This is a genomic window from Sphingobacterium psychroaquaticum (assembly GCF_004421025.1).
In the GTDB taxonomy this organism is placed as follows: domain Bacteria; phylum Bacteroidota; class Bacteroidia; order Sphingobacteriales; family Sphingobacteriaceae; genus Sphingobacterium; species Sphingobacterium psychroaquaticum.
This window is the reverse complement of record NZ_CP038029.1, coordinates 4,136,425-4,155,148: the sequence shown is the minus strand read 5'-3', so window position 1 is coordinate 4,155,148 and position 18,724 is coordinate 4,136,425. Positions and strand designations below refer to the sequence as shown.

The following is an 18,724-nucleotide window of genomic DNA, read 5'->3' as shown; positions in this document are numbered from 1 at the left end:
TTAAATACAGCGATGCTTAGATTTACACCTTGGATTTATCTAAACTTATGCATTCTTTTTGTAGCTTTTTCTATTCCGGCAGCCTACGCACAACAGCTTGAGGTAAGTGGAAAAGTTACCAATTTGCGAGGTGAGCCTCTCGAAGCGGTAACGGTAAAAGTTGTGGGGATAGGAACTGCAGCACAAACCAGTAAGACGGGAACATTTAAAATTAATGTGAAGTCTCTAAATGAAAAATTATCCTTTGTTTACCTCGGACATGAGGCGACTGAAATTAGCCTGAATGGACAGTCAAAAATTGATGTTCGACTGAAAGAATCAAGCTCTTCCTTGGAAGATGTGGTTGTTATCGGCTATGGGGAACAAAAGCGGTCGGACTTGACCGGTGCTGTGGGGAGCGTGAAAATGGGGGATCTACAAAAAGCACCTGTAAAATCATTCGACGAAGCACTAGCTGGCCGGGTGGCCGGGGTTCAGGTGACCTCTTCAGAGGGACAGCCAGGCTCTAATATCGATATTGTAATTCGTGGTGTCGGATCGATCACCCAAAATACGGGTCCTTTGTATGTCATTGATGGTATGCCCGTTGAAAATCCAAACGATGGAAATGCTGCTGCAAACCCAATAAATGCACTGGATCCAGCGGATATTGAATCTATTGATATCTTAAAGGATGCTTCAGCGACAGCAATCTATGGTGCACGAGGCGGAAATGGTGTGGTTATTATACAAACTAAACGCGGTGCTTTGTCGGCTCCTCGGATTGGCTACAATACCTATTATGGGTTTCAAAATAGTGCGAAGAGACAGAAGGTGTTGAATCCATATGAGTTTGTGAAGTTACAGTGGGATATTGATCCCATCCGTACTAAAGGTCTTTACCTGCAAGGTGGAGAGGTAGATATGGAAGACTATAAACTACTGGACGGTATAAACTGGGAAGATCAGGTTATGCGTGTAGCACCCATGTCTAATCACCACCTTTCTTTAACAGGTGGAACAGCACAGACTAAATATAGCGCTTCCTTATCCCGTATTAATCAAGAAGGTATTATTCTAAATTCTGGATTTAATAGAACACAAGGTCGTATGACCTTAGATCAGCAAGTCAATAAGAAGCTGAAATTAGGGCTTGATGCGAACTACTCAAATTATAAAAACTACGGTACGCCTACCTCAGCGTCTGGTTACAACCATGAGCTGAACTTGTTATTTAGTGTATGGGCTTTTAGACCGGTCTCGGTAACGAATGTAAACCTGTTGGAAGAAGGTTTAGATCCTGAAATTGAGCAATCCCAAGAGCATCGTTTTAATCCGATTATGACCACACAGAATGAGTTGCGTGAGAATTATGGAACAACCTTTACAGTGAATGGATATGGTGAATATGAGATTATTAAAAATTTAAAATACAAACTTTCCGGAACCTATTATAAAGGAAACAGACGCTACGATACGTACAATGGATCGAACTCCAGAACGGGGCATGAATTTACGAATTCACAGTTAAATGGTTCCCGGAGCTTTATCGAATCGGATCGTTGGTATGTATCGAACCAATTGACATACGTAAAGACCATTGCGAAGAAACATTATATCAATGCGATGGCTGCTTTTACAGCGGAGCGTGCAACCAGCATGACTTTTGGTGCTTCGGCTATCCGTTTGCAAAACGAGAATTTAGGTTTATCCGGATTGGATGAAGGGGAACCGAGCAGTATTACTTCCGCAACTTCCGCGGCTAGTATGGCGAGTTTCATGGCGCGTGCGATGTATTCTTACGACTCTCGCTATTTAATTACGTTGACCAATCGCGTAGATGGTTCATCACGTCTATTGGGCGATAATATTTATGGATTTTTCCCGTCTGTTGCCGGTGCATGGCGCATCAATAACGAGCCGTTTATGAAAGATGTAACATGGCTATCGAACGCGAAGTTACGTACCTCTTGGGGACGTACAGGTAATAACGCGGTCGGTAATTTTGCCGCACATGCCGCGCTAAACAGTTTAAATACCTCGGGATATACTTTCGGCGGTAGTTTGGTTCGCGGTGTTATCCCTACGTCGCTCGGAAACGCAGCCTTGAAATGGGAAGCGTCAGAACAGATCGACCTTGGATTGGATCTCGGGTTCTTCAATGAACGATTAACTTTAGTGCTAGATCTATACCGTAAGAAAAGTCATGACTTATTGATGAACGCAGGACTATCTCCTTCGACAGGGTACTCTTCTGCGATCAAGAATATTGGTAAAATCCAAAACGACGGATTAGAGATCACTCTTGGTTTTGTGCCGATCAAAAAGGCGTTTACTTGGACATCAGATTTTAACATCTCTTTCAACAAAAATAAGGTATTAGCACTCGTTGACAACCAGACGTCACGCCTGACAGCGATGGGATGGGGTGATGATTGGAGAACCATACCTGGATACGTCGCGAAAATTGGTAGTCCAGTGTCGCAGTTTTATGGTTTGTTGTGGGATGGGGTGTACCAGTACGACGATTTCGACTTTGACGGCTCAACCTATACCTTGAAGCCGACTATTACGACCAACGGAACGACGACAGTACAACCAGGACATATCAAATATAAAGACCTAAACGGTGACCGTCAGATCAACGACGATGATAAGGTGGTTATCGGGAATCCATTGCCGAAGCATTTTGGTGGTTGGTCGAATAATTTTATGTACAAGAACTTTGATTTAAACGTGTTCTTGCAGTGGTCTTACGGGAATGAAGTAATGAACGCAAACCGGATTATTATGGAATCGGGTTATAAATATAATACGAACCAGTTTGCGAGTTACCAAGACCGTTGGTCGCCAACAAATACAACGGGTACACTTCCGGCGGCAAAAGGAGTAATCTATAAAACCTATTCGGATCGTGTTATTGAAGATGCTTCTTTCTTGCGTTTGAAGACCGTTGCTTTTGGTTATAATGTTCCTACAGAGTACTTGAGTAAATTGAAGATTGCAAAAGTTCGTGTTTATTTCTCGGCACAAAACTTACACACCTGGACAAACTACTCGGGTTATGATCCAGAAGTATCCGTGCGGAACTCTGCATTAACAACTGGTTTTGACTACTCAGCGTATCCGAGAGCGAAGACCTATACGTTTGGTTTAAATGTTACATTTTAACATCTGAAAGAAGGAACAATGAAAAAAATACTTATAAATAGCCTCTTAGGAACCATGCTTTTGTTTGGCTCTTGTGATAAATTTTTAAAAGAAAACCCGACTGATTTTGTCGCTCCATCAAACTATTACCGTAACGAGAAAGAAGTCCTTTCTGCTCTTTCTGGAGTGTATGATGTATTGGGCAAGTCGGCTACCTATGGTCGCTATCTATTCTTTGAAATGGATATGAGTGACCAGGGCTTCTTTGCCCTGTCGAGTAACACCCAAGATATCGCATTGTACAACTACGATATTGGTGATACTAAATTATTAAATACCTGGTCGACCCTGTACGACGGTATTAACCGTGCGAACATGTTGTTGGAAAATATCGATAAAGCCGATATGCCTGCAGCGACAAAAGAAGTATGTCGCGGTGAAGCGCTGTTTTTACGTGCTTACTATTATTTTGTGTTGACTTCAAATTGGGGATCTGTGCCGTTGCGATTACAGTCAACCAAAACTCCAAGTGAAGTGGATATGGCACCTGCTCCCTTAACGGATATTTATAAACAGATTGTGTCCGATATGGAAACGGCTTCGGAAAAGGTGGCGGCTATCGGAACATATACGCATGCCGGACGCATCACTAAATCTGCGGTATGGGGCGTGTTGGCACGTGTTAACCTGAAAATGGCTGGCGCACCATTAAAAGATGCTTCTCGCTTTGCGGAAGCCAAAAGATGGGCAGGTATGGTGATTGATTTAGGCTATCACCGCTTGAACGCAGACTATAGTCAAGTGTTTAAGAATCATGCGCAAAAGGTTTATGATGTAAAAGAGTCGATCTGGGAAGTAGAGTTTTCTTATATCTCAGGTTCGCAGTATGAGGAAGGAAGTGTCGGGTCGATCAACGGTATTGGTACCGCAAATACAGCGATCGGTTACAGCTATGGGGCACAAAAAATCATGAAATCTTATTATGATCTTTTCCAGACAGGCGATGAGCGTCGTGATTGGAATATTAATGATTACTATTATGAAAACAGCCCAAGCACAGGTAAGATTTTCTATACCGGTAGCGCTGCTGCTATTTATTATAACCGTTGTGCAGCGAAATGGCGTCGCGAGTTTGAAAACTCGCCGGTAAAAAGTACCAATACATCGATTATTAACTTTCCGTTGTTGCGTTATGCTGATGTATTGTTGATGTATGCTGAAGCGGATAATGCCATGCCAGGAAATCGTAGCAGCCAGGCAGATGAGTATATTAATCAAGTTCGTAGAAGAGGATATGGTAAATTAAAGCCTGGTGCTACAAATATAAATGCAGCAGATTTACCAGCCGGTTTAGACGAGGTCGAGTTTCAGCAGGCGGTACAAGACGAGCGTTCCAAAGAGCTCGGTTTTGAAGGTATTCGGAGACATGATTTGGTTCGCTGGGGTATTTTCACGCAGACGATGAAGGGCTTGTTGGCGTATAAATCTTCTGCTAATGCAAGTTATCAATATGGTTTCCGAACGGCCGAAAATATTACGGATCGTGATACGGTGTATGCAATACCTAGGGACGAGATGACAGTCAACAAACTTATGAAACAGAATCCAGGATGGTAATAAAGTCTGTTATGATGATAAAAATATTTAAAAAAATCTTACCTGCTGCGTTATGTGTAGCAATGATAAGCGCGTCATGTCAACGCGATGAAGTGATTCTCCCTCAAGCGGACGTGAAGCCTGATAAAGCGGTGTATAAAGTTAATGATTCGGTCCGCTTTCAGTTTACGGGCGATGCAGACATGATCACCTTTTATTCGGGAGAGAAAGGTAAAGAATATAAACATCGTGAACGTGTGGAGCTGGAGGGTGGTGACCTTCGGGTAAATATTGAATCGCAGGTTCTTTATGGTATACAAAACGACAACTTAAAGCTTTTAGTGTCCACGGACTTCAATGGGAAGTATACGAAAGAAGATGTGGAGTCGGCAGCATGGACAGATATCAGCAATAGACTGACCTGGTGCGTTGCTGCAGGTGGAGCTGTTGGGGTACGTACGGTATCCGACTATGCGAGTATTAAAGATTTAGTGAAATCAGGACAACCTTTATACTTCGGTTTCAAATATAAAGGGTTGAAATCGACTTCGACGGCAGCACAACAGCGGACGTGGCGGATTTACCAGTTCAACGTACAGAATAAATTTTCTGAAACAGAAACTGTTCCTGTGACCAATAGAGTTGGTGCTGGTTGGACAACAGTAACGACACAGGCTTCTCCAAAAGGTATTTGGGTGTTTAATAACGCCGATATGATTTACTACAATCCGGAGAGTAACCTCGAAGAGGTCGAGAAATGGGCAATTTCCAAGCGTTTTGATCCCAATAAGGTAGCTCCTGATAACGGCCAGTCTATTAAGAAGTATCCCGATAACCGCATGAAAAGTTATGCTTATGCCTTTTCTAAACCGGGAGTATATGAAGTCACTTTCGTTTTCGTGAATGGAAACTATAAGGATGTAAAAGAAACAGTTAAGACCATACAAGTAACCGTAGAATAAGATGATAAAGAACGTTATAAAGGCAGCACTGTTGTGTGCTGTAATGGGATACACCCAAGAGTCGATGGCGCAATCTGTCGCTAATTACGCAAACACGCAGATACAACAGATTATTAAGCAAGGAAAGATAGGAAGCATTATTAAATTGGACGGCTTCTTACGGACTGATTTTCCTAAGATCGGCTTTACGCAACGCGTGATGCCTGGGCCACAATTTATTATTTCGGATGATCCGGAGTATATCCGAGTACCTGAAGCTATTGCTTTGCAAGAGGATGTTGTTCCCGGTGCTGTTCGCTTGTATGTGTACAACGTGAACGGAGTGAAGGAGCCACAAAAAATTACGCGTAAGATTACCGCTGTTATTAAGAACACGGGGAAAGAGGTAATGAGCATTCGTATGTTGAAATATTCTTCACAGAAGCCAAGTACTAATTATTTTGAAATCGGAAAGAAAGGATTAGAGGATTATTTTTCTTCGATTGTACAAAATGATGTGCGTAAAGTGCAACCGGGAGAAGTTATCGCTATCGATGAGCAGCTAGAAAAGAATGTTGTAGGATACGACGAGTTGGTACATGGTTTTTACGAATTTGTTGTAGATCAACCTGCACAGATTTCGGTATTGCAAACAGCTCCGGAAAACAGTGGGCCGAAAGCATTTGCGAACATCAAAAATATTATTCCACATAGCCATGGAAATGCAGGCAGAGGCTTGTTTGGTGTGTCCAATTATGCGGTGGCATCAAAAGATACATTGGATACCAAGAATGGAATTTCACAGCTAATTATTGCAGATGGTAACGATGATCCTTGGATCACTGGAACAATCGGCGCCGATAAGGCATATGCACGTAATGCAGGAAACTACGGCGTGCTATATAACACGAAGATAAAATGGAAAAGCACGGATGGTAAAGGATTGGCTTTGATTACGTGGAACTCACGTTCTGCGGATAACCAATGGTGTGGCGGTATGGGCTTAACGATGGAGCTTTTTGATAATAAAGGTAATAAAGTCGTTCGCCAATTGCCGAATAATGCCTTGATCACTAAGGCTGCGCCAGAAGCAATTCTTGTTGAAATCTATAAACCGGATCCAACCAAAGCTGTACAGGAGATTGATTTCACTTATTCGCCTCCGGGAGCATCCTGTTTGCCGACACCATTGATTCTTGTTCCAGTAGACTTGAAATAAGAACATGAAGTTAACCTATTTCTATTGTCTTGCTTTCCCGCTGTTGGGAATATTGGGTTGTGCGAAGCAACATAATGTGTCGCAAAAAGAGACCAAAGTGGAAGTGATTGGCGACTTCTTTCCGAATGAAGTTCGTCCGGTAGCCAGTAAGCCATGCTTTGCGGGGGCGTACTATAGGAAGCTTGTTTCGAGTGTCGATAACTGGGTTGGCATCAGTGGGACAGTGGTTTTACCACAGATAACATTTGATGAATCCCGGAAGAACCCGAAGAATACGAAGCAATATCTGGATAACCCTTCTGTTTACTTAGGCGGACTAATGGACGGTCAGGAGACGGATATCGGTTTAAGCTGGGAAGTGATCAAGGATAAGGATGGAAAAGTTTCCGAATCTAGGGTTGCATTTCGTCCTTTTTTGCGCCGTACGGGACATAAGTCGGGTCAGCAAGCTGTTTTTGTCAATGGTCCGGCGACGGCAGATTACTACTGGTATCCGGGAGAAGAGGTATTTATGCAGCTCGAAACAATCGGAGATGGTCTGGTGAAGTTTGTGATTAAAGGTGCAGGCAAGCGCTTTGAAACAACCTTCGAATGTGCGGGTTATTCTCTAAAAAATAAAGGGGAGTTTAAGCGTGTCAACGCTATTGACCAGATGGGGAATGAGGGGAAGCCTGTACAAGCGACTAAGACTGTGGTATCAAAAGGAAAGTGGTTACATACAGACTTACTACGTGTTCAGGACGGACAGGTGGTTAAGGCGCCTTTCCATGAAGGACGTTATACACCGATGAGCTGTCCGCAGCCACAGTTTTTCGCTATAGAGGCGGCTGCGAAAGAGAAACTTAAAGGTGCCGAAACAATCAATATCAATGGAGCTGGTTACTAAAGAAACAACGATGGTTATCAAAAGAAACTACAGTATAGATTTGCTTCGCGGATTGGCTATTATTGGGATGGTACTTGCCGCTGTGGTGCCCTGGTTGGCCGACTGGCCGGGCTGGATGTACCATGCACAGGTAGGGCCGCCTGATTTTAAATTCAATCCCAATAATCCAGGAATTACTTGGGTCGACTTGGTATTTCCTTTCTTCCTTTTTGCAATGGGAGCTGCATTTCCGTTAGCGCTTCGCAATAAGTTGGAAAGCAAGCAGTACAAAGTAATGGTGACGGGCTTATTGAGACGGGGGCTGTTGTTGGTGTTTTTTGCGATTACGTTAGCATATTTTACGCCAGATAATCTAAAAGCAAATCCGCTTGTTAATTATATGACAGCGCTTGCTGTTTTTGCGAGCTATTTTTTGATTTTTTTACGCTTTGAGGGCACACCGCTTAGACGTTACGGTCTTCAGGCGCTGGGATTCATATTGATTATCCTTCTCGGATACTATCACAGCGAAGTTCTTGGTCATACGTTTGATAAAGCGAAGAATAACATCATCATTCTTGTTTTGGCGAATATGGCTGTTTTCGGTTCTATTTGTTGGTTGCTCACTGCAAATAATTTTTTGTTGCGAACAGGTATCATTGTCGCCTTTATTGGAATTTGGTTTACGAAAGATATAGCAGGTAGTTGGACGGGAGCCTTATGGAACTTTCATCCCGAAATAAAATGGTTCTATAATTTTGCCTTTCTAAAATACTTATGTATTGTGTTGCCCGGGTCTATCCTAGGCGATCTTCTTATTACGCATCGCAGTGTAACCAATAATGCATTTACCGATGAAGAAAGGCCACGAGTCAGGCTCTTAGCGTTAATGGGTCTGGCATTCGTGTGCTTTCATGTGGTGACGCTCTATATGCGACTTTTAGAGGTTAATCTTATTGGTCATACCCTGTTCGGTGTTTTGTTCTTTTTGTTTTTTAGAAATAATGATAAAGGGCAATTTGGCTTCTATAAACTGTTGATCGCTTGGGGCTATACTTTGGCTACTATTGCTTTGTTCTTTGAACCACTGGATGGAGGTATTAAAAAGGATCCTTCGTCGTTCAGTTACTGGTTCTTGACAAGTGGTTTGGCTTTTGTTTTTTATATCGTATGCGATTACCTAACGAAGGTCTTTCCTAATAATTTACTTGTGTCTAGTATCGTGAAGAATGGTCAGAATCCGATGATTGCGTATTGTGTATCTGCTTTTTGCATCACACCAATCTTAGGTTTATTGCATATTCTTCCTGTGTTTGATTATTTATCAGGAATAGACCCTGCGCTCGGTTTAGTGCGTACCGTGGTGTATATGCTCCTGATGATTATTATTACGAATTACGCTACAACCAAACGGTGGTTTTGGCGCTCCTAATGACCGGATTCTGTTAATTAATTAAGCAAATAAATGAGAATTAAATATGTTGTTTTAGCGCTGATCTCCTTTGCTTTTGGGCATACCAAAGCACAGCAAACGAGTGTGGTGGATAGTAATTACATCTTCTCCGGTTATACCGAGAAGATGGAGCTTTTTAATAAGATGCCCGTTTTGAAAGGCGCCGTCGTGTTCTTGGGAAACAGCTTGACAGATGCAGGGCGGTGGAATGATATTATCCCCAATCAACCTGTTTTAAATCGAGGTATTAGTGGCGACATCTCTTTTGGTGTTTTAGCAAGACTGGATGAAGTTTTGCGTCATCAGCCGAAAAAAATATTCCTGATGATCGGCGTGAATGACTTGAAACGTGGGGTGCCAACGGCAGTGATTGCTAAGAATTATCAACGGATAGCAGCAAGGATCCATCAGCAATCGCCAAAGACGAAGCTCTATTTGAATAGTATTATGCCAATAAATCCGAATAAGCTTATCGAGTCATTTAAAGCGGTAACCAATGCGGATATAGCCACTTTGAATGTTGCTCTAAGAGCAATGGCGGGGGAAAATAAGTGGATTCATTTTGTCGATCTGCATGAGGTCGTGGCAGATAAGGACGGCAATCTAAGGGCGGAGATTACACCAGATGGGATACATCTGGAAGTTGCTGCTTATGTGGAGTTGGTGGATTATCTAAAAAAAGTAAAAGCGTTGTAAGATGAGAAAGCTGTTGGTTTTATGTGCTTTATTATCCTTTATTGGAACAAGGGCACAAGATAAATTGAAGTTGTCGGCAGATAGTGGTTACCATAATTGGTATTATGAATCGCGAGAGAAGTTGTATCAAGGATTAAAAGACAGAAGCTATGATGTGGTGTTTTTTGGTAACAGTATTACCGAACGTGGGCCGTGGCAAGAATTGATCGGTCGAAAATATAAGGTTGGAAACCGCGGTATCGGTGGGGATAATACATTTGGTATGAAAGCGCGGATCGCTGATGTTGCGAAATTAAAACCCAAAAAGATATTCTTAATGATGGGGATTAACGATGTCGGCCGCGGTTTACCTACGGCGTGGAGTTTAAAAAATTATGAGGACGTGATCCAAACGATTCAACAGATTAGCCCTCGGACAAAAATATATGTGCAGAGTACGTTGCCCTTAAACGAGAAGGTATTGAAATATGACTACCTGTTCCATAAGGAAGCAATGGTACGCGCCTTGAATGATGGTGTTTTGAAATTAGCACAACGCTATAAGTTAACATATGTGGACGTAAAAGAAGTGTTGGCCGACGACCATGTGCTAAAAGCAGACTATACGATGGATGGTATTCATATCAATACAGATGGATACTTGGTTTGGGTTAAATATCTAAAAGACAAAAAATATTTATAAATGAAGATTACGGGAACTTTTTTGGATGAGATAAGTCACGATATCCCACATCAAAACTGGGGACGTGCGGAATGGGATCGTGATTTTGGGTATATGAAGGCTGTTGGTATTGATACCGTGATTCTTATCCGGAGTGGATATCGCCGCTTTATTACATATCCTTCGCCGTGGTTACAGGATAATTTAGGCTGTTACGAGCCACCGGCAGACTTGGTGGAGATGTTTTTGCAATTGGCTGAGAAGCATGGCATGAAGTTCTTCTTCGGCCTATATGATAGCGGGAAGTATTGGGATACCGGTGATATGCAACACGAGATTGATGCCAATCGTTATGTGATTGATGAGGTATGGCAGAAGTATGGTAAATACAGCAGCTTTGGGGGGTGGTACTTGAGTATGGAAATTAGCCGACAAACCAAAGGTGCGGCTAGTGCTTTTCGGATCTTAGGTGAGCAATGTAAGGCGGTGAGCAACAACTTGCCTACTTTTATTTCCCCATGGATCGATGGTAAGAAAGCCGTGATGGCAGCCAATGCGAGCCTGACAAAAACGGATGTCGTTTCTATACAGGAACATGAGCGTGAGTGGAATGAGATTTTCCACGAGATTCATCATGCCATTGATGCGGTAGCCTTTCAAGATGGGCATATTGATTACCATGAATTAGAAGATTTCTTTACCGTCAATAAGAAGCTTGCGGATACTTATGGGCTGCAATGTTGGACCAACGCAGAGTCTTTTGATCGGGATATGCCGATTAAGTTCCTTCCGATAAAATTTGAAAAATTAAGGCTGAAGCTAGAAGCGGCACGAAAAGCAGGATATGATAAAGCGATTACATTTGAATTTTCGCATTTCATGAGCCCACAGTCGGCCTACTTACAAGCAGGCCATTTATATAATCGATATAAAGAATATTTAGAAACGTTGATTTAAAATTGAAGATGACGGAATTTGTTGATAAATACAGAAATGAGCTGTTGCTTAACGTGATGCCCTTTTGGGAGAAGAATTCGGTTGACCACCAATTTGGTGGTTTTTTCTCATGCCTAGACCGTGATGGAACTGTATTTGATACCGATAAATTTATGTGGTTACAGGGGCGTCAGATATGGACATTGTCGACGCTATATAACCAAGTGGAGGAGAATCCTGTATGGCGTGATATGGCTGAGCAGGGGGCTAAATTTATCCTAAAGAACGGTCGTGATGCAGAAGGAGATTGGTATTTCTCCTTAGATAGGGCGGGAAATCCTTTGGTGCAACCGTATAACATTTTTTCGGATTGCTTTGCCAGTATGGGGCTTGCTGCGTTGTATAAAGCGACAGGTAAAGAGGAGTATGGCAAGGTTGCGGAAGATACATTTAACCGCATTTTGGAGCGGCAGCATAATCCGAAAGGAAAATATAGCAAAGCTTACCCTGGCACAAGAAATCTGAAAGGTTTCGCTTTGCCGATGATCCTGAGCAACCTTTCGTTAGAATTGGAGCATATTGTAGGTAGCGCCACGGTAGAAACGCTAATCGACGAGGTTATTCATGAAGTAATGGAGGTATTTTACCAACCAGAAACCGGTTTGATTATGGAAAGCGTAAACCTTGATGGATCTTTTTCTGATACGTTTGACGGACGCTTGGTGAACCCGGGGCACACGATTGAAGCCATGTGGTTTATGATGGATTTGGCTGAAAGAAGATCGGATAAGGCATTGATGACGAAATGCGTCGATATTGCATTGCGTGCACTGGAGTATGGTTGGGATGAGCAATATGGCGGTATCTTCTATTTTAAAGATATCTTAAACAAACCCTTATTACAGTTGGAGTGGGATCAGAAACTATGGTGGGTTCATTTGGAGGCTTTAGTCTGTATGGCAAAAGGATGGGCATATACGGGCGACCCCCGTTGCAAAGAATGGTTTGAGAAGTTGGATAGCTATAGCTTCCAGCACTTCGCTGATCCAGAGTTTGGAGAATGGTATGGATACTTGAACCGTCAAGGAGAACCTTTGTTGACACTTAAAGGTGGTAAGTGGAAGGGATGCTTCCATGTACCACGTGCTTTGCTGAAGGTTTATAAAACAATGGAAACGATCCCGGTTTATAAATAGCAAATAAAAAACTCCCGATGAACATCGGGAGTTTTTTATTTGTATTACGCTAAGCGCTCTACAATTTTTTTCGTTGGTCCGGGATTACTCATGGTATAAAAGTGCAATACCGGTGCGCCAAATTCAATCAATTCTTTACACTGTTGTACCAACCAGTCCTCACCTACTTGACGAACATCAGCGTTTGTTTTGCAGCTTTCCACCGCTTCACTCAGTTCTTCTGGGATATCCAAGTGAAAGATTTTCGGTAAAGCAATCAATTGTTTTTTTGTGGTGAGTGGTTTTAGTCCCGGAATGATGGGTACATGAATATCATTATCACGACATTTCGTCACAAACTCTTTGTATTTATCTACGTTGTAGAACATTTGGGTTACGATGAACTCTGCACCCATCTCTACTTTCTTCTTCAGCCATTTGAAATCGGTATTGAAGTTCGGCGCTTCAAAGTGTTTCTCCGGATAGCCGGCAACGCCAATACAAAAGTCTGTTTTCGCAGAGCTTTCGATATCTTCGTGTAAATATTTTCCTTCGTTCATATCGACAACCTGCTGTAGGAGGTCCGTAGCAAAGGCATGTCCACCCGGGGTTGGAATAAAATCGGCATCCCCTTTGCGGGCGTCACCACGTAGGACCAATACATTGTCTATCCCCAAAAAGTTGAGGTCGATCAGGGCATTTTCAGTTTCTTCTTTGGTAAATCCTCCGCAGATTAAGTGCGGCACAGCATCTACCTTATACTTACTCATAATAGCCGCGCAAATAGCCACCGTTCCTGGTCGCTTTCTGTAGGCTACACGCTCCAGAAGGCCACTGTCATGTTGTTTGTACAGGTAATCTTCCCGATGGTAGGTAACATCAATAAAAGGAGGTTTGAATTCCATAAGTTCATCCATCGTCTTAAAAATGCTTTGTATTCCCTGCCCTTTTGCGGGAGGCAATAGCTCAAAAGAAAAGGATGTCTTGCCCTTGGCGTTCTTGATATGATCAACAATCTTCATAGTAATCGATTTAGGCTTAGGAGAAAACGCACAGGGATATTGTGTTTCTTCAGCTTATCTTTCCCGGGCTAAACCGAGTAGAATGTAGCACCTTGACCAGTGTCAGGTTGCTAAGGCTTCAGCGGGTCTATTCCCTCTGCCTTTCTCTATAAGCGGTTGCTAATATCGGTAATAGAAGTGAGAACTAAAAATAAAAAGACCGTTATTCTTCCCCGCGATATAAATCGACTAGCCCTTCCGGTAATTCTACTTCCAGAACTTGCTCTTCGGCATCGATACCTAAGATTAGATCGTCATTCAATGGAAAAAGCAATTCCTGTCCGTTGAAATCTACAGAGGCCATAAACTGTTGAGGAAGCTCTTGTACCTGTGTGATTTCACCAAGTTCTCCTTCATTTTCGTCAATGACAAGATACCCGATCAAGTCGGTATAGCGGAAATCATCCGGGTCACGCTCTGGCATCTTGTCGTTTGGGAGGTATACTTTCTTTTTGACAATGACCTGCGCCTTATCAATATGGTCTACATCCTCAAGGTTTAGGTATGCGGTACTATTTTTTTGTAGTTTGATGGTGTCGACAAAATAAGGAACCAATTTTTTATTGACTTCTACGAAAAGTACATCAAACTCCAAATCCATGTAATCTTCAAATTCAAAAAAAAGTTGTACTTCACCCTTTAATCCACGGGTTTTCGTGATATAGCCGATATAAAAACTCTGTTCAATTGTCATAATGCAAAGGTACGTAGATAAAATAAAAAAAAGCCGATTCCTTGCGGATTCGGCCTTCTTGAATCTGTATGAATAGTGAATTATCCTTCAGTTTCTTCTGTGTTTTCAGCACCTTCAGTTGCCTCAGGAGCTTCTACAACTTCTTCTTCTGCTACTTCTTCAGCAACAGGTGCGTTTTTAGCAGCGATTGCCGCAGCTCTGTCCGCTTTTTTCTTTGCTTCAGCAGCTAAAGCAGCTTTCTTAGTTTCTTCTTTAGAAGATGCTAAACCAGCTTTTTTACCAGCTACTTGTGCGTTTTTGCCTTCTACCCAAGCAGCGAATAATTCTTCTGCTTTAGCTTCGTCAAAAGCACCTTTTTTCACACCACCTTGTAAGTGTTTCTTGTAAAGAACACCTTCCTCAGAAAGGAGCGTACGTGCTGTGTCAGTTGGCTGTGCACCTGTGTTTAACCAGTTCAAAGCTTTCTCGAAATCCAAGATAATTGTCGCTGGGTTTGTGTTTGGGTTGTAAGAACCGATACGCTCGATAAACTTACCATCACGTGGTGCACGTGAATCTGCTACTACTACGTGGTAAAAAGGTTTTCCTTTTTTACCGTGTCTTTGCAATCTGATTTTAGTTGCCATGTTTTATTTAATTTATGTATTCAACATATCCCCCGTGCTTTATTGCAAGAGGGGACGCAAAGATAAGAATATTTTTTTCCTTTTCCTTTTTTAATTTTTACTTTCATCTTGATACCCTGATACTTTCCTGCCTCGCTTTCTACGAACGACCTTCTCTTTTCTATATTTTTAATTTTGCCCCATCCATGTAATCTGGTCCTCATTCTACTCGTTACTCGCTACTTTGTACGTTTTCCTTTCTACTTTTTCCTTTTTAATCTTTACTTTCATCACATGAACGCTGTTGCTCCACTCAAAATATTAAAAGCTTCGGCAGGCTCCGGGAAAACCTTTAGTCTGACCCTGCATTATATCACGTTGTTATTGATGCAGGAAAATAGCTACAGAGAGATTTTAGCGGTAACCTTTACGAATAAGGCGACAGCCGAGATGAAGGAGCGCGTGCTATCGGTGTTACAAGGGTTGGCTACAGGTGACCAGCGTCGTAAGGTGGATGCCTTTCGGATGCTTCTGCTGGAGCAACAACCCACGTGGACTCTACAGTTAATACAAGAAAAGGCCTATCGGGTGTTTCGAAAAATCATACATGATTACGGGCATTTTACGATTAGTACCATCGATGGCTTCTCCCAGAAGGTGATCCGTAGCTTTACGTACGAGCTGAATCTTGATGCGGGGTATAAGATTGAGATGAACAGTAATAAGGTAAAACAGGATCTTACTGTTATGTTGAACCAGTTACTGGATGAGCGCCCTGATCTGTTGGAGTGGATTATCGCTTATGCGGAGAAGAAAATTGATAGCAATGAAAATTGGAATTATCGTCAACAACTACTCAGTCTAGCGGGATTAATATTTACCGAAAATTTCCAGGAGTTCAATGCACATTTGAGTACGGCCGATGCCCGACAGGTGTTCAATCTGCTTAATACGGAGGTGCACGAGAAAACACAAACCTTTCTAGAAGCTCTGCGGTCAGCCATTCTCCTGTTTTCGGCGACGATCAAAACTTCAGGTGTTGTGGCGGATGATTTGAAAGGTAAATCGCGCAACAAGCTGTTTTCGGCAAGCAAGACCGATCCAGAGGTGAGCAAACTATCGGCGACTGAACTGGCAAAAATATTTGATAAATACTTAAAGTTATCCGATGACGAGGATGCCTTTACTGGAGCGGATAAAAGTGTGCGGTATGATCTACAGCAGCTGCTAGCGCCCGTGTTGCGGCAATTTGAAGAACTGTATCAGTTCTTTCCAACCTTTATTGCTTATCAGTCTGTACAAGGAAACCTCTATTACTTCCGTTTGCTGAAGGAGATGAGCGACCTCCTCACGCAGTGGCGTAGAGAAAATGGGGCGCAACTGATTTCAGATGCGCAGATGTTACTGAGTAAGCTGGGACTCGATGAAAATAACGACCCCACCTTTATCTGGGAAAAGATCGGCAACCGATACAACTATTTCCTGTTTGATGAGTTTCAGGACACCTCACGAATCCAGTGGAAAAATTACAGTCCGTTGCTCATCAATGCCCTCGGTAATGCACGTCAGGAGTTCCACGAACACCTTATCGTAGGCGATGTAAAGCAAAGTATTTACCGGTGGCGGAATGGTGATTGGCGCATCCTCCTGCAGCAAGTAGAACAACAGGTTTCGGATGCTTTTCATCTGAATGAAACGAATCGGAGTACTTTCATCGAAAATGGCACGCTGGAGACCAATTACAGAAGTCTGCCTCGAATTATTGCACTGAATAATTATTTGTTTAGCGCCATGCCGCAACGTCTTCAAGAGGTGCTGAATGAAAAAGTTCGGGAGAGTCTTCCCCCGGAGGAATGGGATTGGTGGGAAACATCGGGTAACGATCGGATGCTAATCAAAGCATATGAAAATAGTCAGCAGGAAGTGCCAGCGCATAAACAAGGCGCTGATCACCCGAAAGGTGCGATTGAAATTCAATATTTACCAGTTGAAGATGGCCGATATCGTCGTAACCAGGTGATGGAAGAATCCTTACGTTTGATGTCCGAAAAAGTAGGCGAGTGGATATCTACGGGGCGCTATGAGCCGCGGCAAATTGGGATATTAGTTCGCAGTAATACACAAGCGAAACAAGTGATCCAACAGCTGATGGCTTACAAAAATGAGAGTGGGATAGCTTTTGAGGTGATTTCGGGCGATGCGTTGTCTCTGGTTGGTAATGATGCTGTTTTATTGCTGATTGAGACGCTTAAGGCGCTAGTTTACCAGTCGGATAAACACATTATTCACCGTGCCCGAATGGTCTATCTCTATCAACTCATTCAATCGGGGCATACATTTGATACCTCCTTTTGGTTGGAATTTAAAACGAACAACCTCCAAGATGTAGCGTCTCTCTTGCCAGCAGGATTGTTAGCTCAATGGTCTGTGTTGCAAAAGCTACCGTTGATCCATTTGGTAGAGCAGCTGATTGAGGCTTACGGGTTGATCGGCGAGGGGAATTTGCATTTGCCTTATATTTTGGCTTTTAAAGATATGGTGAGCACTTTCTCCCAAAGTGGTGAACGTGGGATATCTCAGTTTTTGACCTTTTGGGAAGAGGATGGTGTGCATGTGAGCCTTCCTGCAGATGGCAAAGTCAATGCGATAGAGGTGACGACGATCCATAAATCTAAAGGATTGGCATACGAGGTGGTGATGATTCCTTTTTGTGCCTGGGATCTGGATGGAATGATAAATGGTGACTTTTGGATCGATGTGCAAGGGAGCCCCTTTGAGCAGTTGGGGAAAATACCGTTAAAGTATACAGGAAGCGTCGGACAGTCTATCTTTTATAAGCAGTATTTTGAAGAGATGTTGTTTAATTACATGGATGCATTAAATACATTTTATGTTGCGATGACACGTGCTGTAGCACACCTATATATCACGGCGCCACTATTTAAGGAAACTGTCGATAAGAAAACCGGTATAGTATCAGGCTATGATATCAAGAACGATTATATAAGCGACCTGTTGTACCAGGTGCTAGATAATAATGGGCAGGGAGAGTTTAGTTTGTCGGAGGGACAGTTGCTCTTGGAAGAGGTTGTCCCCCAAGAAAAGGATGTAAAGTTGGATGAACAGGCCGAAACAGGAGAATCCCGTATCCATCACTACCCGGTTAGTTTAAAGGATTATCCGATTTCGGTGGAGTTACAAAAGGCTTTTGATAAATCAACGAAGCGTACGATCAATAATATTCTGCAATTAGAAAAAGCGGCGCAGTATGGTATACTGGCGCATGAGATTATGTCGGAGGTGAGTAGACAGGAAGAGGTCCTTGGTTTGGTTGATCGCTATATTGAGGAAGGGGTGCTGGCGCTAGAGGATCGTCCTTTTATATTGCATGAGATCCAGCAGATCTGGGAACATCCTGTTGTGAGTAATTGGCTAGGTGGAGATTATAAGATATGGAACGAGGCCAGTATTATTTTGGAGAATGGGGAGACTATACGTCCGGATAAGGTTTTTACATCGGCGAGAGAGACTATTGTCCTCGATTTTAAATTTACTCAGGGCGATTATGCGGAACACAAATGGCAGGTCGATAATTATATGAAGGCGTTAAAGAATCTCGGTTATATGAATGTGAAGGGATTTTTGTACTACGCAAAGAGCAATCAGTTGGTGGAGGTCATTTAAGTATGGGAA

At 42.6% G+C, this 18,724-nt stretch carries 14 protein-coding genes and 1 riboswitch; of the genes, 11 read left to right on the top strand and 3 right to left on the bottom strand.

The features are described 5' to 3' along the window. The first annotated feature begins 12 nt into the window (after nucleotides 1-12). Genes E2P86_RS17130 through E2P86_RS17085 form a run of 10 tightly spaced genes read left to right on the top strand, consistent with a single transcriptional unit; the run spans nucleotide 13 to nucleotide 12,692 of the window. A complete protein-coding gene (locus E2P86_RS17130; protein WP_134433844.1) occupies nucleotides 13-3,150 on the top strand; it encodes a SusC/RagA family TonB-linked outer membrane protein in 3,138 nt (1,045 codons plus the stop codon). An 18-nt stretch (nucleotides 3,151-3,168) separates the two neighbouring features. Further along, nucleotides 3,169-4,746: a RagB/SusD family nutrient uptake outer membrane protein gene (locus tag E2P86_RS17125; RefSeq protein ID WP_085473632.1), complete on the top strand. Its 1,578-nt coding sequence runs from the start codon at nucleotides 3,169-3,171 to the stop codon at nucleotides 4,744-4,746. An 11-nt stretch (nucleotides 4,747-4,757) separates the two neighbouring features. Continuing rightward, nucleotides 4,758-5,687: a DUF5017 domain-containing protein gene (locus E2P86_RS17120; protein WP_159451853.1), complete on the top strand. Its 930-nt coding sequence runs from the start codon at nucleotides 4,758-4,760 to the stop codon at nucleotides 5,685-5,687. Between the two features lies 1 nt (nucleotide 5,688). Beyond that, complete coding sequence (locus E2P86_RS17115; RefSeq protein WP_134433843.1) at nucleotides 5,689-6,885, top strand: copper amine oxidase; 1,197 nt, start codon at nucleotides 5,689-5,691, stop codon at nucleotides 6,883-6,885. 4 nt (nucleotides 6,886-6,889) lie between these two features. Then, nucleotides 6,890-7,771, top strand: a complete 882-nt coding sequence (locus E2P86_RS17110; protein ID WP_206367979.1) for a hypothetical protein — start codon at nucleotides 6,890-6,892, stop codon at nucleotides 7,769-7,771. A 10-nt stretch (nucleotides 7,772-7,781) separates the two neighbouring features. After that, the gene (locus tag E2P86_RS17105; RefSeq protein WP_166785217.1) at nucleotides 7,782-9,182 is read left to right on the top strand and encodes a DUF5009 domain-containing protein; all 1,401 of its coding nucleotides are present in this window, start codon (nucleotides 7,782-7,784) and stop codon (nucleotides 9,180-9,182) included. A gap of 33 nt (nucleotides 9,183-9,215) precedes the next feature. Then, on the top strand, nucleotides 9,216-9,899 hold the full coding sequence (locus E2P86_RS17100; protein WP_085473637.1) for a GDSL-type esterase/lipase family protein: 684 nt from the start codon (nucleotides 9,216-9,218) through the stop codon (nucleotides 9,897-9,899). 1 nt (nucleotide 9,900) lies between these two features. Next, nucleotides 9,901-10,581 carry a GDSL-type esterase/lipase family protein gene (locus E2P86_RS17095; RefSeq protein ID WP_134433841.1) on the top strand — a complete coding sequence of 227 codons (681 nt, stop codon included), beginning with the start codon at nucleotides 9,901-9,903 and terminating at the stop codon, nucleotides 10,579-10,581. Continuing rightward, nucleotides 10,582-11,517, top strand: coding sequence for a DUF4434 domain-containing protein (locus E2P86_RS17090; RefSeq protein WP_085473639.1), 936 nt, complete (start codon nucleotides 10,582-10,584; stop codon nucleotides 11,515-11,517). It abuts the gene before it with no gap. Nucleotides 11,518-11,525: 8 nt separating this feature from the next. Then, complete coding sequence (locus E2P86_RS17085) at nucleotides 11,526-12,692, top strand: AGE family epimerase/isomerase (protein WP_085473640.1); 1,167 nt, start codon at nucleotides 11,526-11,528, stop codon at nucleotides 12,690-12,692. 44 nt (nucleotides 12,693-12,736) lie between these two features. Here the strand turns inward: E2P86_RS17085 and E2P86_RS17080 are convergent, their stop codons facing one another. The 3 genes from E2P86_RS17080 to E2P86_RS17070 form a co-directional block, all read right to left on the bottom strand. Beyond that, entirely contained in the window at nucleotides 12,737-13,693 is a 957-nt protein-coding gene (locus tag E2P86_RS17080; RefSeq protein ID WP_085473641.1) for a methylenetetrahydrofolate reductase, read from the bottom strand. A gap of 51 nt (nucleotides 13,694-13,744) precedes the next feature. Beyond that, a riboswitch (SAM riboswitch) is annotated at nucleotides 13,745-13,848 on the bottom strand. 47 nt (nucleotides 13,849-13,895) lie between these two features. Next, nucleotides 13,896-14,426, bottom strand: a complete 531-nt coding sequence (rimM, locus tag E2P86_RS17075) for a ribosome maturation factor RimM (RefSeq protein WP_134433840.1) — start codon at nucleotides 14,424-14,426, stop codon at nucleotides 13,896-13,898. 80 nt (nucleotides 14,427-14,506) lie between these two features. Then, entirely contained in the window at nucleotides 14,507-15,052 is a 546-nt protein-coding gene (locus tag E2P86_RS17070; protein ID WP_134433839.1) for a 30S ribosomal protein S16, read from the bottom strand. A gap of 273 nt (nucleotides 15,053-15,325) precedes the next feature. On the opposite strand from E2P86_RS17070, the gene E2P86_RS17065 reads away from it, so the two are divergent. Then, a complete protein-coding gene (locus tag E2P86_RS17065) occupies nucleotides 15,326-18,715 on the top strand; it encodes a UvrD-helicase domain-containing protein (RefSeq protein ID WP_134433838.1) in 3,390 nt (1,129 codons plus the stop codon). The last annotated feature ends 9 nt before the right edge of the window (nucleotides 18,716-18,724 follow it).

What these genes read in the sequence shown, in the direction of transcription:
- E2P86_RS17090 (WP_085473639.1), top strand. Translation starts at nt 10,582, where the DNA reads ATGAAGATTACGGGAACTTTTTTGGATGAGATAAGTCACGATATCCCA.
- E2P86_RS17070 (WP_134433839.1), bottom strand. Translation starts at nt 15,052, where the DNA reads ATGGCAACTAAAATCAGATTGCAAAGACACGGTAAAAAAGGAAAACCT.
- E2P86_RS17125 (WP_085473632.1), top strand. Translation starts at nt 3,169, where the DNA reads ATGAAAAAAATACTTATAAATAGCCTCTTAGGAACCATGCTTTTGTTT.
- rimM (WP_134433840.1), bottom strand. Translation starts at nt 14,426, where the DNA reads ATGACAATTGAACAGAGTTTTTATATCGGCTATATCACGAAAACCCGT.
- E2P86_RS17085 (WP_085473640.1), top strand. Translation starts at nt 11,526, where the DNA reads ATGACGGAATTTGTTGATAAATACAGAAATGAGCTGTTGCTTAACGTG.
- E2P86_RS17080 (WP_085473641.1), bottom strand. Translation starts at nt 13,693, where the DNA reads ATGAAGATTGTTGATCATATCAAGAACGCCAAGGGCAAGACATCCTTT.
- E2P86_RS17120 (WP_159451853.1), top strand. Translation starts at nt 4,758, where the DNA reads ATGATGATAAAAATATTTAAAAAAATCTTACCTGCTGCGTTATGTGTA.
- E2P86_RS17115 (WP_134433843.1), top strand. Translation starts at nt 5,689, where the DNA reads ATGATAAAGAACGTTATAAAGGCAGCACTGTTGTGTGCTGTAATGGGA.
- E2P86_RS17110 (WP_206367979.1), top strand. Translation starts at nt 6,890, where the DNA reads ATGAAGTTAACCTATTTCTATTGTCTTGCTTTCCCGCTGTTGGGAATA.
- E2P86_RS17130 (WP_134433844.1), top strand. Translation starts at nt 13, where the DNA reads ATGCTTAGATTTACACCTTGGATTTATCTAAACTTATGCATTCTTTTT.
- E2P86_RS17100 (WP_085473637.1), top strand. Translation starts at nt 9,216, where the DNA reads ATGAGAATTAAATATGTTGTTTTAGCGCTGATCTCCTTTGCTTTTGGG.
- E2P86_RS17065 (WP_134433838.1), top strand. Translation starts at nt 15,326, where the DNA reads ATGAACGCTGTTGCTCCACTCAAAATATTAAAAGCTTCGGCAGGCTCC.
- E2P86_RS17105 (WP_166785217.1), top strand. Translation starts at nt 7,782, where the DNA reads ATGGTTATCAAAAGAAACTACAGTATAGATTTGCTTCGCGGATTGGCT.
- E2P86_RS17095 (WP_134433841.1), top strand. Translation starts at nt 9,901, where the DNA reads ATGAGAAAGCTGTTGGTTTTATGTGCTTTATTATCCTTTATTGGAACA.